This window comes from Gordonia sp. NPDC062954 (genome assembly GCF_044543825.1).
Taxonomy (GTDB): Bacteria; Actinomycetota; Actinomycetes; order Mycobacteriales; family Mycobacteriaceae; genus Gordonia; species Gordonia tangerina.
In genome coordinates this window covers 25,586-44,306 of record NZ_JBITWL010000009.1, presented here as the reverse complement: position 1 = coordinate 44,306, position 18,721 = coordinate 25,586, and the positions used below count along the sequence as shown (strand labels likewise).

General features: G+C 68.1%; 2 protein-coding genes (1 of these 2 only partly in view). Both read left to right on the top strand.

The genetic code is table 11. The features are described from left to right. Positions 1–395 precede the first annotated feature (395 nt). Positions 396–8,426, top strand: coding sequence for an amino acid adenylation domain-containing protein (locus ACIGKQ_RS10975; protein ID WP_396573621.1), 8,031 nt, complete (start codon positions 396–398; stop codon positions 8,424–8,426). Further along, on the top strand, positions 8,423–18,721 hold the 5' portion of the coding sequence (locus tag ACIGKQ_RS10970) for a non-ribosomal peptide synthase/polyketide synthase (protein WP_396573619.1). The gene runs 14,679 nt beyond the window's last position; 10,299 of the gene's 24,978 nt are visible here — the first part of the coding sequence; its start codon is at positions 8,423–8,425; its stop codon lies off the right edge, out of view. Before ACIGKQ_RS10975 ends, ACIGKQ_RS10970 begins: the two co-directional genes overlap by 4 nt.

The following is an 18,721-nucleotide window of genomic DNA, read 5'->3' as shown; positions in this document are numbered from 1 at the left end:
TTGCTGTGGGCGATGGTACCCAAACAATCGACACGCCCTGCGACATTGTCGTCGGGGGATACCAAAACATTACTTTCGGGCAGGTACGGTTCCTACGTTTGGACGACGCGCCGGGGCCGCGCGTAACGATCTGGCGTCCGGATACGAAATCCATCTGTGAGCTTGTCGTTTACCGGCAATTCAGGTGGTTCGGTCTGGGCTCATCCATTCAACCGAATCATGGTGAAGTAGGAATTGAAGGGTGGATAATGACGCACACTGTTGCGAGGGAACACCGTTTCCGCGGAACAGACAGCCCACAACGGTCGTTGCGGTGGACACATCGATCGACGTACGACCGGGCTTGCCGATGAGTCGCTGGATCAGGCTGGCCGACGAACTGGAAGAGAGAGGCGATGGGGTCAGCACATACTGCGCGTGATGCCGACGGCACGGAAGCGACCCCTCTCGAACTCACCGCTGCTCAGCGCGGGATGTGGTTCGCGGAGAACCTCTCCGCCGACTATTCCGTTACCGTTGCTCAGTACCTCGACATCCGCGACGCCGGCCGGGAACTCGACCGCGAGCTGTTCCGTCGGGTCACGGTGGAGAGCGGTCGCGCCCGGGAGTCCGCATTCACCCGGATCGTCGAGGTCAACGGCGTCCCGATGCAGATTGTCGATCAACAGATCGACAATGATCTCGATTTTCTCGATTTTCGCGATCAACCCGATCCGGTCGCCGCCGCGCACCAATGGATGAATGACGATTATCAACGACAAATGGATCTGCGCGGTGACCGGCTGGTGGTGTCAACGCTGATCCGCGTCGCGGATGATCGGTCGTTCTGGTACGTGCGGGCCCACCACATCGCACTCGACGGATATGCCGGACTCATGTCGGTCCTCGACGTCGTCAACCGGTACAACGCGGAGCTTGCGGGCGACGAGTACGCGCCGAAGGCGGGCGCAAGCCTCGCCGACCTCGTCGCCGACGACATCAAGTACCGCGAGGGCACTCGTCGCGCCGCCGATCGGGCGCACTGGGTGGACCGGGTCGCGGATCTGCCCGAGCGGGTCACGCTGGCGCAGCAGTCCGCCGCCGCCACGCTGTCGCCACGCAATCTGGTTGCCGGCGCCCAGATGAGCGTTGCTGCCCAGGATCAGCTCGACCGCGTGGCCACCGAACTCAACACCTCGGCCGCCGTCCTGCTGACGGCCGGTTTCTCGGCCTATCTCGCGCGGATGGCCGGCACCGACGATGTGGTTCTCAGCCTTCCGGTGACCGGCCGCGCCACGGCGAAGATCAAGAATGCCGCCGGGATGCTGGCCAACATGCTGCCGATCCGCGCCCGCGACGTGTCCCGGCTGACGATGCGCGACCTCATCGAGCAGAGCCAGCTCGAACTGACCGGCGCCCTGCGCCATCAGCGATATCGGTTCGAGGACATCCGCATCGATGCCGGGCTGGCCGATGCCAACACGGCGTCCTTCGGACCTATCGTCAATCTGATGTTCTTCGACAAGCCGATCGAGATGGTCGGTGCCGACGTCGAATACCAGATCCTCAGCTCGGGCATCCTGGAGGATCTGCGCCTCAACGTGTACCAGGCCAGCCCCGGCGCACGCCTGGTCGTCGACTTCCACGGCAATCCGCATCTGTACACCGAGGACGAGTTGCGCGGTCATCTCGAGCGGTTCCTGGTGTTCCTCGGACGGGTGTTCGCCGGTCTCGACACCCTGGTGGCCGACGTCGATCTGCTGATGGACGACGAACGTGCGGAGATGCTGGCGCTGGGCAAGGGGCCCGCGCTCGCGCTGCCGGAATCGGTTGATCATCTGCTGACCTCATTCGAGCGTCAGGTCCGCGATCACGGGGACCGCATCGCGGTCGAGTTCGACGATCGGCAGTGGACGTATGCCGAATTCGACCAGTTACGTGCGGTGATCACCGCGCATCTGCTCGCCGAGGGCGTCGGACGCGGCGACCGCGTGGTCGTGTCGGTGGGCCGCGGCCCGGGGCAGGTGGCGGCGATCTACGCTGTGCTCACGGTGGGGGCCGCCTATGTGCCGGTCGATCCCACCCAGCCCGACGAGCGGCGACGACTCATCGTGGATGCGGTGTCGGCTCCGGTGGTGATCGATGCCGCGCTGCTCTCCGCGATCGGCGTCGATGCGGTGGCCCGTGATGCCGCGGCCGCGCAACCGCCCGCCGTCGCTGCGGTCGGCGGGCGCGACGAGGCCGCCTATGTGTTGTTCACCTCGGGTTCGACGGGTACGCCGAAGGGTGTGCAGGTGTCGCACTCGGCGGTCCTCAACCGGCTCGCCTGGATGCAGGCGAACTATCCGCTCTCCGAGGCGGATCGGGTGCTGTACAAGACCCCCTTCACCTTCGACGTCTCGGTGTGGGAACTGCTGTGGCCGTTGGCCGAAGGCGCGCGGATGGTGATCGCCCGCCCGGACGGACATCGCGATCCCGAATACCTGCTGGACCTGATCACCCGACGTGAGGTCAACGTCGCGCACTTCGTTCCGTCGATGCTGGACGTGTACACCGAGGTGTTGCAGAACGAGGGCCACGAGACCCTGCTGCCGGCCACCGTGCGCCGTGTGTTCACCTCCGGTGAGGCGTTGCCGCGGCTGCTGGCCGATCGGGTGATCGACGGCTCCACCGCCGAACTGGTGAACCTGTACGGCCCAACCGAGGCCGCGGTCGACGTCACCGAGCACCGCGTGGTGGCCGACGACGGTCCGGTGCCGATCGGTCGGCCGGTGGCCAACACCGACACCTACGTCCTCGACACCCGGCTACGTCCGGTGCCCACCGGTGTGGCAGGAGAACTGTATCTCGCCGGCTGCCAGTTGGCCGACGGCTACCTGGGGCGTAGCGATCTGACCTCCGACCGGTTCGTCGCCGACCCCTTCGGTGGCGCGGGCTCGCGCATGTACCGTACCGGCGACCTCGTGCGCTGGGATGCGGCCGGCGAGCTGCAATACCTGGGGCGCACCGATTTCCAGGTGAAGATCCGTGGCCAGCGGATCGAACCCGGTGAGATCGAAGCGGTGCTCGACGCGATGCCAGGTGTGGACGCCACCGCGGTGGTACCCCGTACCGACCTGGGTCCCAGCCCCGTACTGGTGGCCTACCTGCGATCCGACGACGACTCGGTGACCGAGGCTGCGGCGCTGTCGTGGTGTCGCCGCCATCTGCCCTCGCACATGGTGCCGTCGGCGGCCGTGCTGCTCGACCAGTTCCCGGTGGGTACCGCGGGCAAACTCGATCGAAAGAGTCTGCCGGCTCCCGATCTCACCCCGGTCGTCGGTTACGAGGCGCCGCGCACACCGGTCGAGATGACGCTGGCCTCGCTGATCTCCGAGCTGCTCGGGGTGGAGCGAATCGGTTTGCGTGACAACATCTTCGCGCTCGGCGGTGACTCATTGATGGCCGCCCGCCTGGTGTCGCGAGCGCGAGTGGAGCACAACGTCCGGGTCGATCTCACCGACGTGTTCACCTCGGTGGACGTCGGTGAGATCGCCGAACGTTCTCGATCGGGCGGGGCCGACGGCCGGCCGGCGCTCACCCGTGTCGACCCACGCCCGCAGATCATTCCGCTGTCGCACTCGCAGACGCGACTGTGGTTCGTCAACCGGATGGATCCGGGTGCCGGTACCTACAACATGCCGGGCGCGGTACGGCTCGGCGCCGACGTCGATGTCGCGGCCCTGCAGCAGGCGCTCGGCGACCTCATCCAGCGCCACGAGACCCTGCGCACCCGGTTCGGATCCCATGGTGGGGAACCGATTCAGGAGATTCTGGATGCCGCCGAGGCGTCGACATCGGTGGACACCGAGGTGGTCGACGTCGATGGCCGCCTCGATGAGGTGATCGGCGCCGAGGCGGCTCGTGGATTCGACCTCGCACACGAGATCCCCTTCCGGGCAAGGATTCTGCGTGACGGCTCGGGATATGTCGTGGTGGTGGTGCTGCATCACATCGCCGGTGACGGCTTTTCCCTCGTGCCGCTGATCCGAGACCTGTTCGTCGCCTACACCGCCCGGCGCGACGGCGTCGACAACCCGCTGCCGCCGCTGGATGTCCAGTACGCAGACTTCGCGATGTGGCAACACCGCCTGCTCGGCGCCCCCGATGAGCCGACCGAGGTCGCGATCGACGGGCTGGCCTTCTGGGAGCAGGAACTGGCCGGTCTGCCCGGTTTCCTGCCGCTGCCCACCGACCATCCGCGCCCGCATGTGGCCACCGGCAGCGGTGGATACGTGGACATCACCATCGAGCCCGATCTGGTTGCCGGCGTCCGCGCGCTGGCACGTGACCACAACGTCACCCCGTTTTCGGTGCTGCACACGGCATTTGCCATCCTGCTGGCACGGTGGGCCGAGGTGGACGAGGTCGCGATCGGTACTGCCGTCGCCGGACGCGACGAACCCGAGACCAGCGATCTCGTCGGCATGTTCGTCAACACGGTGGTGCTGCGTACCGCGATCGCACCAGGAGACACCACCGCCGAATTGCTCGATCGTGCGCACACCACCCGCACCCGCGCGATGCGGCACGCGACGATCCCGTTCGAGCGGGTCGTCGAGGCCGTGGCGCCGGAGCGGTCGGCTGCCCACACCCCGCTGTTCCAGGTCTCTCTCACCATGCATCCGGGTCAGGCCCGCGCGCTCGAGGAATGGGCCGACTCGGCGGAGATGCTCGACGCCCGTGTGCAGTCGGCCAAGTACGATCTGTCGATCACCGTCACCGATCAGGTCCGCGACGCCGGTCTGGACGTCGAACTCGCCTATGCCGCTGACCTCTTCGACCAGCGGACCATCGAGCGGGTCGCCGATCAGCTGGTCACGGTGCTGCGTGCGATGGTCGCGGCCCCCACCAGGCGGGTCGGCACCATCGACCTGGTGGCCGGCGCGGAGTTCGCCGCACTCACCGAGCGTCCGAAGACTCCGGCGATCCCCGAGACGTTGCGGGATCTGCTGTTCAACGGTGTGGTCCAGGCCAATCCCTCTGGTGTCGCGATCAGCGGCGCCGGTACGATCACCTGGTCCACCCTGGAGGCCGGCACCAACCAACTCGCCCGCGAGCTGATCTCCCGTGGACTCGGTCCGGGTGATGTTGTTGCCCTGTGCATCCCCCGTTCACACCAGTCGGTGATGGCCATGCTGGCGGTCGCCAAATCCGGTGCGGCGTTTGTGAACATCGACCCGGCTCATCCCGCCGGCCGGCTCGCGGAGATCCTCGCCGACAGCGAGGCCGCGCTGGGGCTGACGGTCCTCGAGGTGTCCCGCAAGGCCCCCGACGGGGTCGAGTGGCTGTCGATCGACGACGAGACCATGGAGCTGCAGCTCGCCGGACACAGCGGCGCGCGGGTGCGCACCGACGAACTGATCCGGCCGCCGGTCCTCGATGACCTGGCGTATCTGATCTACACCTCCGGTTCCACCGGTAAGCCAAAGGCCGCCGCGTTGAGTCATCGCGGCCTGGCCACGGTGGTGGCCAATCAGAAGAAGATCCTGCGACTGGATCAGCGGTCTCGGGTGCTTCATGTCGCGTCGCCGAGCTTCGACGCCTCGATCTTCGAGATCCTGATGGCGATGTGCACCGGCGCCGAACTCGTGGTGAGCCCCAACGGCGTCTATGGCGGCGACGAACTCGCGACGGTCATCGACACTCATCAGGTCAGTCACGCCGTGATGACACCATCCGCGCTGGCGACGCTGGAACCGGCTGCGGTGCCCAGTCTGTCGCGGGTCATCAGTGTCGGTGAGGCCTGCCCGCCGGACCTGATGCGCCGATGGGCCCGCGCGGGTCGCGCGTTCTTCAACCTCTACGGCCCCACCGAGGTCACCATCTGGGCGACCGCTGCCGGACCCCTGCACGAGGGGGACGAGGTCACCATCGGCCGCGCGGTCCCCGGAGTCGGTGCGCTGGTACTGGATCCGGCGCTGCGGCCGGTCCCCGCCGGGGTCCCCGGTGAGCTGTACCTGTCGGGCATACAGCTTGCGCAGGCGTATCACGGTCGGCCAGACCTGACCGCGACGCGGTTCGTGGCGAATCCGTTCGGTGACGGCGAGCGCATGTACCGCACCGGTGACCGGGTGGTCCGCACCACGTCCGGCGCGCTACGGTACGTGGGACGCACCGACTTCCAGCTGAAGATCCGCGGCCTGCGGATCGAGCCAGGCGAGGTCGATGCCGCCATCGCGCGGCATCCCATGGTCAGCGAGGTCATCAGCCTGGGAGTGCCGGGGCCCGGCGGCGACGACGTGCTGGTCGCCTACGCGCGTCTGGTCGACGGGGCGGCGGCGGACCCCAAGCGCATCCTGGAGCAGGCGGCAGTGCACCTGCCCGCCTACATGGTGCCGCATTCGCTGGTGGTCGTCTCGGAGTTCCGGCTTACCACATCGGGCAAGATCGACCGCAGATCGCTACCGCCGGTGGACTTCTCCGCCACGATCGGGTATCGCGCACCGAGCTCGCAGATGGAGACCGTGGTCGCGGGTATCTTCGGGCAGGTGCTCGGGCAGGATCGGATCAGTGCGGACGCCGACTTCTTCGACCTCGGCGGCAGCTCGTTGTCGGCGACCAAGGTCACCTCGCGGCTGTCGGCCCTGCTCGACCGGCCGGTGCCGGTGAAGTTGCTGTTCGAACGTCCCACCGTCGCAACGCTGGCACAGGCGTTGGCGGCGAGCCCAACCGGTCACGGGGCGCCACCGTTGCTGGCCCGCAGTCGTGCCGAGCTGGTTCGTGTGTCGGGGATGCAGCGCGGGCTGTGGTTGATCAACCGCGCCAACCCGGGATCGGCGGCCTACAACGTCGCGATGGCGTTGCGGTTGACCGGTGATCTCGACGTCGCTGCATTACAGCTGGCCACCGCCGACCTGGTGCGCCGCCACGAGTCGCTGCGCACCACCTACCCGATGATCAACGGGGAGCCGATCCAGGTGATCCTGCCCGCCGATGTCGTCGAGAGCGAGCTGACGGTGCAGGTCCGGGAGGTGGGGTCCGCGCTGGAGGATGCCATCGGTGAGGTGACCGGCGAAGGATTCGACATCACCACCCGGCCGCCGGTACGTGCGGTGTTGCTGCGGTTGTCGACCACCGAGCACATTCTGGTCTTCGTCATCCACCACATCAGCGCCGACGGTGCGTCGATGTCGCCGCTGGCGCGCGATCTGATGACGGCGTACGCGGCACGCAACACCGGGGCCGAACCCGCGTGGAAGCCGCTTCCGGTGCAGTACGCCGACTTCAGCCTGTGGCTGTCGGAACGCCTCGCGGTGACCGATGGCGAGGGCACCACCGAGGAAGAGCGTCAGCTGGCCTATTGGGATGATCGCCTGGCCGGTGTCCCGGAGCGACTGGATCTGCCGCATGACCACCCGCGGCCGAAGTCGCCCACCTTCCGTGGCGCTGCGGTTGACCTGGAAATCCCCGCCGCGGTGGTTGCGCAGCTCGAAATAGTTGCGCGCCAACACCATACGACATCATTCATGGTGATCCACGCTGCCTTCGCGGTGTTGCTGAACCGGATGTCGGGTGCCACCGACCTGGTGATCGGTACGCCGTTCGCGGGCCGCGGCGAGCAGAGCCTCGACGACGTGGTGGGTATGTTCGTCAACACCCTGGCGCTGCGTACCCGCATCGACCCGTCCGAGCCCTTCGTGGACCTGCTGGCGCGAGTCCGCAACGAGGACCTCGCCGACATGTCGCACACCGACGTGGCCTTCGACAACATCGTGGCGCGCGCTCTACCCAAGCCTCCGACGTCGTACAACCCGATCTATCAGGTGATGTTGGCCTTCCAGGACGTCGAATTCCCCACCCTGCAGTTCGACCGGTTGACGGTCGCACCCATCGGGGAGGAACTGACCTCGGCGAAGGTGGATCTGCAGCTGACCCTGTTCCCCAACGACCCTGAGCGCGACAGTCGCGGTGGCGGGATGCGGGCGCAATTCCTCTACGCCACAGACCTGTTCGACCCGAGTACCATCGAGCGGCTGGCGGCACGGTACGTGCAGGTGCTGGATTCGGTCACCACTGATCCGGACCTCCATGTCGGCGACGTCAGTATCCGTCTCGACGATGAGCTCCTCGCCAGCGCGGTCGACGACACCGTGGCCGAGGTGGCGCTCGCCGATCTCGTGGCGCAGGCGTCGGCCGCCGACCCCGCCGCATTGGCGGTCGCCGGGCCACCCGCGCTGAGCTTCGGTGATCTCGACATCATGATGCAGGCGATGAGTCCCACTGCGCCCGACGCGGACTCGGCGTTGACGATGGCGGCGATGACGTTGATACCCGGCCTCGCGGAGGCCGGACCCGAAGAGTTCGACGCGGTTCTCTACGAGTTGCGCGAACGTGCCGGGAGGGTAGTGGCCCAGGGCGACCATGCGACAGATTCCACTGAGTCGGAAGGCAGCGAACGAACGTGACAGGGATCGGTGTGGACGCGGTGGACATTTCTGCTGTATGGGGAAGACGACCACCGACGCGAGACCTGATCACCATCGCGGCGCAGCTCGCACCGCAGTCCGTCGCGCTCGACGCCAACGGAGCCGAGGTGTCCTTCGCCGACCTGTTCACGCGGGTGTCGGCGACGGCCGCGGTGTTCGAGGCGCGCGGGATGGACACCGAGGCCGCGGTCAGCGCCATCGTCACCGCTCTGATACCCAAGGACGGACTCGATCCGGCGGGGATCGCGGCGGCGATCCGATCGGCCACCGACGGCATCCGGGAACGCGCGTGTGCGATCGCCGGCACCACCGATTGGCAGTCGCTACCGGGTATCTTCCGGTCGGCGGTGCACCGTCACCCCGATCGGGTCGCGGTCACCGACCTCGACGACGGTGCGCTGACCTACAGGGAACTCGACGATCGTTCCGACCGCGTCGCAGCCGGACTGCTGGCCGCCGGCGTGTCGGCGGGTGCCGTGGTGGGTCTGGCGACGCCGCGCACGGTGGACGTCATGGTCGCGATCCTGGGCATTCTCAAGGCCGGCGCAGCCTATCTGCCGCTGGACACCTCTCATCCGGCCGACCGGCTGACGTTCATCGTCGAGGATGCGGGCCCGACACTGGTCATCACCGATCACGACGGTCGCCAAGCACTGGGCTTCCTCGACGTTGCGCGGCACACCATCTCCGATCTGATCGAACACCCACACGCCGGTGCGGCCGAGCTTCCCGCAGTCGTGGACGACCGCACCGCCGCGTATATGATCTTCACCTCCGGCTCCACCGGTCGACCCAAAGGTGTTGTGGTGGAACACCGCAGCGTCGTGGCGCTGATGGCGGCCGCGCAACAGCACTATGGCTTCACCGAGAACGACGTGTGGACGATGTTCCACTCCTATGCCTTTGACGTATCGGTGTTCGAGATGTGGGGTCCGCTGCTGTTCGGCGGACGTCTGGTGGTCGTGGACTTCCTCACCACCCGCAGCCCCGATGAGTTCGCCCGCCTGCTGACCACCGAAGCCGCGACCGTCGTCTCCCAGACCCCGTCGGCCTACTATCAGCTGGCCGCCGCCGTCCGCCCAGGTGCGCCCAACGACCTGGCCGACAGTGTCCGCTACATGGTGTTCGCCGGTGAGGCACTGGATTTCGCTCAGGTCAAGCGGTGGTACGCCGACCGTCTCGCCAGTGAAGGCAGGGTCGGGCCGGTATTGGTCAACATGTACGGCATCACCGAGACGACGGTCCACTCGACTTTCCGGGCCTTGGACCCCGACTTCGTGGAGACAGCCAAGGGCTCCGATGTCGGCACCGGGCTGCCCAACCTGACGATCCACCTGCTCGACGATCGTCTGCGGCCCGTGCCCGACGGTGTGCCCGGCGAGATCTATGTGAGCGGCACCCAGGTCACCCGTGGCTACCTCGGCCGTCCCGGTCTGTCATCGATCCGGTTCGTGGCCGATCCGTTCGCCGCAGACGGATCCCGGATGTACCGGTCCGGCGATCTGGCGATCTCCCGCGACGGAACCCTCGAGTATCTGGGCCGCTCCGACGCGCAGGTCAAACTCCGTGGCTTCCGGATCGAGCTCGGCGAGGTCGAGACCGCGCTGTTGAGCACCGACGGAGTCGATGCCGCCGCAGTCGCGGTGAAACGTCGCGACAACGGCGACGAGCTGTTGGTCGGCTATGTCGTACTCGAGGCGGACGACGCCGCCACACCGTCGGATGTGCGGATCGCGGCGGCGGCGTCGCTGCCCGGCTACATGGTGCCCGACGTCGTGATGGTGCTCGACCAGTTGCCGTTGACGGTCAACGGCAAACTCGACCGGCGGGGACTGCCGGAACCGCAGATCACCGGCGCCGCAGAGTATGTCGCGCCGAGTACGGAGACCGAGAAGATCCTCGCCGAGATCGCTGCCGACGTGCTGGGGCTCGAGCGGATCAGTGTCGCCGAGTCCATCTTCGATCTCGGCGGAAACTCCCTGGCGGCCGCGCGTATCGTCGGCCGCGCCGGCGAGGCGTTCAACGTCGAACTCTCGGTGCGTGATGTGTTCGACATGCCCTCGGTGCGCGGATTGGCCGAGACGATCGGTGGCCGTAGCGTGGGCGTAGCCCCGGTGCTGGCCGTAGAGCCTAGGCCGCAACGGATTCCGTTGTCGTTCGCGCAGCTGCGGATGTGGTTCATCAACCAGTTCGACACGGCGGCGTCGACGTACAACATCCCGATGCTGCTGCGGTTGACCGGGCCGGTCGATGCCGACGCACTACGTGTCGCGCTGACCGACGTGGTGATCCGTCACGAGGTTCTGCGCACCGTGTTCCCCACGGTTGACGGCGTGCCGGTGCAGGTCATCTCGCCGGCCGACGAGGTGACCGATCGGCTGGACTGGGCGATCGTGAGATCGCAGGCCGATCTCGCGGCCGCGATCGGCGCCGGGTTCGACGTCACCGAGCAGTGGTCGTTGCGGGCGCGGCTGTGGCAGGTCGCCGAAGACGAATTCGTCTTCGGCCTCGTGGTCCATCACATCGCCGCCGACGGCGAGTCGATGGGGCCACTGGTGGCAGACCTGGTGACCGCCTATGCGGCGCGCGTGGCCACGGTCGAACCGGAGTTCGTCCCCCTCGATGTCCAGTTCGCCGACTTCGCGATCTGGCAGCACGAGGTCCTCGGTTCCGCCGACGATGTGGACTCGGTGGTCGCACGGCAGTTGTCGTACTGGGACACCCAACTGCGCGGACTCCCTGACGTCCTGGAGTTGCCGACCGACCGGCCGCGGCCGGTGGTGGCCACCCAGCACGGCGCGCAAGTTGGATTCGAGGTTCCCGGCTGGGTCGTGGACCGGATCGGCGTGATCTCCCGCGAGTACGGTGTGACCCCGTTCATGGTGGTGCACGCCGGTCTCGCCGTGTTGTTGGCGCGGCTGTCGGCGTCGGACGACATCGCCGTCGGCACACCGATAGCCGGTCGCGGCCAACGCGTCCTCGACCCGCTGGTGGGGATGTTCGTCAACACCTTGGTGTTGCGCTCGCAGATCGACTCGTCGATGTCGTTCGCCGAACTGCTCGATTCGGTGCGTGCCACGGACCTGGAGGCCTTCGCGCATGCCGACGTGCCGTTCGAGACGGTCGTCGAACACCTGCAACCGGTTCGGTCGGAGTCCTTCGCGCCGCTGACCCAGGTGCTGCTGTCGTTCGACCAGTCCGTGCTCGCCGAGTTCTCCACCGGTGTCCTCGCCGACGATGTCGCGGGTGTGGCGGTGAGTTCGGTTCCGGTCGAGGAGATCCCGGCGAAAGTCGACCTCACCGTCGGTGTCACCGATGCCGGCGATCGCTGGCAGGGCACCTTGATCTACGCGGTCGACCTGTTCGATGCCGACACCGCCGACCACATGGCCGCCCAGTTCGTCCGGATCCTCGATCAGCTCACCGCCGACCCCGCTGTGGCCGTGGGAGATGTCGCGCTGCTCGGTGAGGACGAGGCGGCGGCGCTGCTTCCGGTCGCCGGAGCGGTGGGCGCGCCGGCGCGGCATCTCGCGGAGGTGTTCGCAGAGGTTGCCGCTCGCCATCCGCAGCGTCCGGCGGTAACCGATGACACCGGCGCCGCGCTGACCTACGCACAACTCGACGAACGCTCGAATCAACTGGCCCGCTGGCTGATCTCGCGTGGCGTCGGGACCGAGTCGCTGGTGGCGCTCGCCGTCGGACGTTCCGCCGAACTGCTGGTCGCGATGTGGGCGGTGGCCAAGACCGGCGCCGGCTATCTGCCGATCGACCCCGACTACCCGGCCGAGCGCATCGAACACATGCTGACCGACTCGCAGGTGCGCATCGGCCTGACCACGGCGCGGGTGCACGATCGGCTGCCGGCCGGTCCCGAGTGGTCCACCGTCGAACAGCTCGGTGCCGCAGGGGTTCTCGACACTCTCGACTCCGCGCCGCTGCGTGCCGACGAACTGTCGGCCGCGCGGCATCTCGACGCCACGGCCTACGTCATCTACACCTCCGGGTCCACCGGCGTACCCAAGGGGGTGTCGGTCACCTATCGCGGCATCCACAACTTCGCCACCGCCGAGGTCGTCCGTTTCGGTACCGGGCCGTCGTCGCGCATCCTGGGCTTCGCCTCCCCGAGTTTCGACGCCTCCATCCTCGAGTGGTTGCTGGCGTCGGTGGCCGGTGGTGCGCTGATCTACCGGCCCGACGGCGTACTCGGTGGGGACATGCTGGCGGCGTTCATCACCGAGCAACGACTCACCCATGTCTTCCTGACCCCGACGGTGCTCTCCACGCTGGAACCCGGGTCGGTTCCCGGCCTGCAGGTGTTGATGTCGGGCGGCGAGGCGGTCTCGCAGTCCCTGGTGGACCGGTGGTCTGACCGACTGCGGTTCTTCAATGCGTACGGCCCCACCGAGGCGTCGGTGGCGGTGGCGATGAGTGCTCCGCTGCGGGCCGGCCGGCCGGTGCACATCGGTGGCCCGGTCGACGGTGTGGGACTGATGGTGCTCGACGAACGGCTGCACGCCGTGCCCGTCGGCGTGGCGGGCGATCTGTACGCCGGTGGGGTGGCCCTCGCACGTGGTTACCTCGACCGACGCCGGCTCACCGCCGAGCGGTTCGTCGCCGATCCCTACGGCGCGCCCGGCGAGCGCATGTACCGCACCGGCGACGTGGTCCGGTGGAGCCGCGACGAATCCGGTGATCTGGTGCTGGAATACGTCGGCCGCAGTGACGATCAGGTCAAGCTCCGCGGCCTGCGCATCGAACTCGGCGAGATCGAGGCGGTCCTGGCGTCGCATCCGGCGGTGTCCTCGGCGGTTGTGATCGGCGTGGGCGGTTCGGTGGCCTCGGCACTGGCCGGGTACGTGGTGGCCGACCCGGCTGCCACGGATCCCGGCGTCGACGTCGCCGCGCTGCGTGGCTTCATCGCCGAACGTCTGCCGGCGCACATGGTGCCGGCCAGCCTCCAGATCCTCGACTCGTTGCCGTTGACGCCGGCCGGGAAGCTCGACAAACGCGCCCTCCCGGACCCGCAGATCGACACCGATACAACGGACTACGTCGCTCCCGGGTCATCGCTGGAAGAGCGATTGGCGCAGGTGGTGGCCGGTGTGCTCGGCGTCGATCGGGTCAGTGTCACCGAGTCCTTCTTCGCGTTGGGCGGTGACTCGATCACCTCGATCCAGTTGTCGTCGGCCGCGCGGTCGGCCGGGTTGTCGCTTTCACCGCGCGACATCTTCGAGCACAAGACGGTCCGCGCGATGGCACAGGCGGTCGCCGAGGGCGGCGAGCGCCTGCCCTTGCTGGCCGACCCACACGGCGGGGTCGGCGATATCGCGCTGTCGCCGGTCGTGTCGTGGATGCTCGAATCCTCTGACACCGCAGCCGACTTCGCGGACTTCTCGCAGGCGATCGTACTGATCGCGCCGGAGCGTCTCACCGCCGACGACGTGATGCGTGTGTTGTCGGTCGTCGTCGATGCCCACCCGATGCTCTCGGCGCGGCTGACCGAGGTCGACGGTCACTGGACCTCGACCGCGGGTGTGGGATCGCGTCCGGTGGTGCGCACGACATCCACCCCGGCGACCGACGGATCGGTGGAGCTGCAGTCGGCGATCGAGACCGCGCACGCCGACGCGCTGGCCCGTCTCGATCCGTCCGCAGGCGTCCTGGTCTCCGCGGTGCTGGTGTCGGCCGCCGACACCGCACGGCTGGTGCTCGCCGTCCATCATCTTGGGGTCGATGCGGTGTCGTGGCCCATCCTGATCGAGGACATCATCACCGTGTGGGGGCAACTGCAGTCGGGCAGTGAGCTGCAGGTGCGGCCCGAGGTGACCTCGGCACAGGCCTGGCATGCCGCGATGAGCGAGCAGGCCGACGACCGGGCCGACGAGGTCGCGTACTGGTCGGCCCGGTTGGGTGAGCCCACTGGGTTCGGCGCCTCGTTCGACCGGACCCGGGATCGGTTCTCGACGCTGCGCTCGGTACGGCATCGGGTCGACGCAGAGGTGACCGAGGCGCTGGTCACGGTGGTGCCCGAGGCCTTCGGCGGCCACGTCAACGACGCGCTTCTGGCCGCGCTGGCCCGTGCCGTGCGGTCCTGGCAGCACTCGGTGGGTATCGCCGACGAATCGCCGATCGGCGTGCTGCTCGAGGGGCACGGCCGTTACGAAGAGCTCGTCGCGCAGGGCGACCCCCCGCGCCACGCCGACCTGTCCCGCACGGTCGGCTGGTTCACCACCATCGCTCCGATGGCGCTCGACCCGGGCATTGACGTGGTGCACGCGGTGAAGGCGGCAAAGGAGCAACGACTGGGACAACCCGACCGCGGGGTCGGGTTCGGCGCGTTGCGCTTCGGTGGGGACGAACGCCTGGCCGGCCGCGCACTGCCGTCGATCGGTTTCAACTTCTTCGGCGCGGGTGGTCGCGCCGGCGCGACCGAGGACCTGGTCGTTGATTTCATGGTGGACCCGGATGCGCCGGCATTGCCCGCAACGGTGTCGGGCGCGATGGCCGCGATGCACGTACTGACGGTGAACGTCGGTACCCGGCAGACCGGCAGTGGCCGGGAACTGTCGGCCGATCTGCTGTTCATCGACGGCATCCTCACCGAGGACGACGTCGCCGGTATCGCGCAACGGTGGTCGGCGGAACTCGCGGCAATCGTCGACGTCGTGGCCCACGGTGACGTCGGCCCGTCACCCTCGGATATCGCGGGTACGTCGGTGACGCAGGAGGATCTGGACCGGATCACCGAACTGCACCCGGGTGCCGCGATCTGGCCGCTGTCACCCCTGCAGAAGGGTCTGTATCTGCAATCGGCGCTCACCGACGCCGCCGACGCGGTGGACGTCTACGTCAGTCAGGCGGTCCTGCGGCTCGGCGGGGACGTCGACGAGGCGCGGCTGCGCGACGCCGTGCAGGCGCTCGTCGCCCATCACCGCGTCCTGCGGTCGGGCTACCTGCGCACCGACAGCGGCGCCGTGGTCGCGGTGATCCCCGACACTGTGGAAGTACCTTGGCGCACCGTCGATCTCGGTGCGGTGGACGAGGCGGACCGGCGTCGGCTGGTCGAGGAACACACCGCGCGCGAGCGCGTGGAGCCGTTCGATCTGGCGCGCCCGCCGCTGCTGCGCGTGGTCCTCGTCCGGGATGCGGTCGGGGTGAGTGTGGTGATCACCAACCACCACATCCTGTTCGACGGCTGGTCGGGGCCGCTGGTGTTGGCCGACTTGCTGGCCCTGTACGCCTCCGGTGCCACCTACACCGGTCAGATCGCTTCCGGCGGCGGTGATTTCGCCGACCACCTGCTCCGCCTCGCGACAGCTGACGATGCCGCCGGCCGGGATGCGTGGCGACGAGTTCTCGCGCCCGTCGAGGGCGCCACCCTGGTGGCACCCGGCGTCGAGGCGACCAGGGAGTCATTGCCGCGCAACCATGCGGTTGTGGTCGATGCCGAGCTGACCGCCGCACTCGAGCGCCTCGCGCGGTCCCACGGCGCCACCATGGCCACGGTGCTGCAGTTCGCCTGGGCGCTGCTCGTGTCGCGCCTCACCGGCAACCGGATCGTCACCTTCGGCGAGACAGTCTCGGGACGCCCGGCCGACCTCGACGGGGTCGAGACGATGGTCGGACTGTTCATCAACACCCTGCCCGCGGTCGTCGACGTCGACCCGTCCGCATCGGTCGGGGAGGTGCTGGCCGGGCTGCAGGACGCCAAGATCAGTGTGCTCGACCACCAGCACCTGGGCCTTCCGGAACTGACCGCGCTGGCCGGTGTCGGGCAACTCTTCGACACCTTGACCGTGCACGAGTCCTATCCGGTGGATACCGACTCGCTGTCGACCACCGACGCGGCGGCGACCGGCGGCCTCGACATCCGCGAGGCGCAGGTCAGCGACTCCACGCACTACCCGCTCAACATGATCACGTCACCGATGGGCGAGGAACTGTCCATCACCTTGAAGTATCTGCCAGATGCATTCTCCGATGCGCAGATCGCGGTGTTCGCCGACGCGGTCGTGGCGATCCTGCGACAGACCGCCGGCGCACCCGAGACGCTGATCGCCGACGTCGATCTGCTGGCCGGGACCGGCGCCGACATCGTCGAGCAGTCCACCGGTGCCGAGGTGAGTGTGCCGGCAGGCACGGTCGCCGACGCCGTGGCCGCGCAGGTCGCCCGGACACCGGACGACGTCGCCCTGATGTTCGGCGACCGCACCTTGACCTACGCCGAACTCGGTGCGCGGACTGCCGTGTTGGCGCGCGAGCTGATCGCGACGGGTGTGGCACCCGGCGTCGCCGTGGGTGTCTCGATGGACCGCTCGGTCGAGATGGTGCTGGCGATCCACGCCGTGGTCGCGGCCGGTGGGCAGTACGTGCCGATCGATCCGGGCGTCCCCGCCGACCGGGTGCAGTACATGGTCGAGACGGCCGGTGTGCGTACCGTGCTCGTCGGCCCGCACGGCGCTCCGGCGTCGGTAGCCGGTCTCGGGCCCTCGGTGCGGGTGATCGAGGTGGACGCCGCAGACGACGTCGACCTGGCGGTCGAGCCGGTGACCGACGCGGACCGAAACGCACCGCTGCGGCTCGACAATGCGCTCTACACGCTGTTCACGTCCGGTTCCACCGGGCGGCCGAAGGGTGTGACGGTGTCGCACCGTTCGGTCCTCAATCGGCTGTGGTGGGGTCTCGACGAATACCCGTGGGCATCGGGGGAACGGGTGGTGCTCAAGACCCCGTTCACCTTCGACGTCTCGGTGCCGGAACTCTTCGCCCCGCTGATGGCCGGCGCGACGGTCGTCGTCGCGCGCGCGGGCGGCCACGCCGACCCGGTCTACATCGCCGATCTGATCACCGGCACGGGTGCCACCTCGGTGCATTTCGTGCCGTCGATGCTGTCGGTGTTCCTCGATGTGGTGCCGGCGGAAAAGATCTCGGCGTTGAGCTCGTTGCGGTGGCTGTTCTGCTCGGGCGAGGCGTTGCCGCCCTCGGTGGTCGCGCGCGCCCACACGCTGCTGCCGCAGGTGCAGATCGTCAACTTGTTCGGGCCCACGGAGGCGGCCGTCGAGGTGGCCTACGTCGACGTCACCGACGCCACCGAGGTGGTGCCCATCGGTGTGCCGGTGTCCAACACCTCGACCCTGGTCCTCGACGCCCGGCTGCGGCCGGTGCCGCCGGGCATCCCGGGAGAGCTGTATCTCGGTGGCGTCCAGGTCGCGCGCGGGTACGCCGCCCGCCCCGGCCTCACCGCGGAGCGGTTCGTCGCCGACCCGTTCGGGGCCCCTGGTTCGCGGTTGTATCGCACCGGTGACCTCGTTCGCTGGAACACCGAGGGCGCCATCGAGTACCTCGGGCGCACCGACTTCCAGGTGAAGTTGCGCGGTCAGCGCATCGAACTCGGTGAGATCGAATCGGTTGTCGCCGCCGCGCCTGCAGTGGTGCACGCGGCCTGCACGGTTGTCGAAACCCCCGGTGGGGGACAGCATCTCGTCGCCTATGTGTCGCCGTCGACGGTCGACGAAGCCGTGGTGCGCGGTGCCGTCGCCGAATCCCTGCCGGAGTACATGCGTCCGACGGTGTGGATGCTGCTCGACGACATCGCGCTCAACAGCGCGGGCAAACTGGACCGTCGGTCGCTGCCGGCCCCGGTCTTCGAGACCGCCACCCACATCGCCCCGGCGACCGACGCGGAACAGGCGGTCGCGACGGTGATCACTGAGGTCCTCGGGCTCGACCGCGTCAGCGTCACCGACTCGTTCTTCGACATCGGCGGCAACTCGTTGTCGGCGATGCGAGTCGCCGCCCGAGTCGGCGACGCGTTCGGCGTCGACGTCTCGGTTCGGGATCTCTTCGAGGCGCCCACAGTGCGGGCGTTGGCCGCGGCGGTCGCCGGGCGGGAGACGGGACTACCGCCGCTGGTGGCGATCACCCCTCGCCCGTTGCCGATCCCGTTGTCGTTCGCCCAGACCCGGATGTGGTTCATCAACCGCTTCGAGCCGGGCACCCCAACCTACAACATCCCGGTGGTACTGCGCCTGGACGGCAGCCTCGACATCGCGGCGCTGCGCGCGGCGGTCGTCGACACCGTGGTGCGCCACGAGGTTCTGCGCACCACCTTCCCGGCCGTCGACGGGGTGCCGGTGCAGGTCATCGGCCCGGTCGACGACGTCGCCGACCACCTCGACTGGGCACTGGTGGACTCCGAGGGCGACCTCGAGGCCGCGATGACCGCCGGATTCGACGTCACCGTCGATCGGCCGCTGCGTGTCCGGTTGCACAGG

Coding starts and splice junctions, on each gene's coding strand:
- ACIGKQ_RS10975 (WP_396573621.1), top strand. CDS start 396: ATGGGGTCAGCACATACTGCGCGTGATGCCGACGGCACGGAAGCGACC.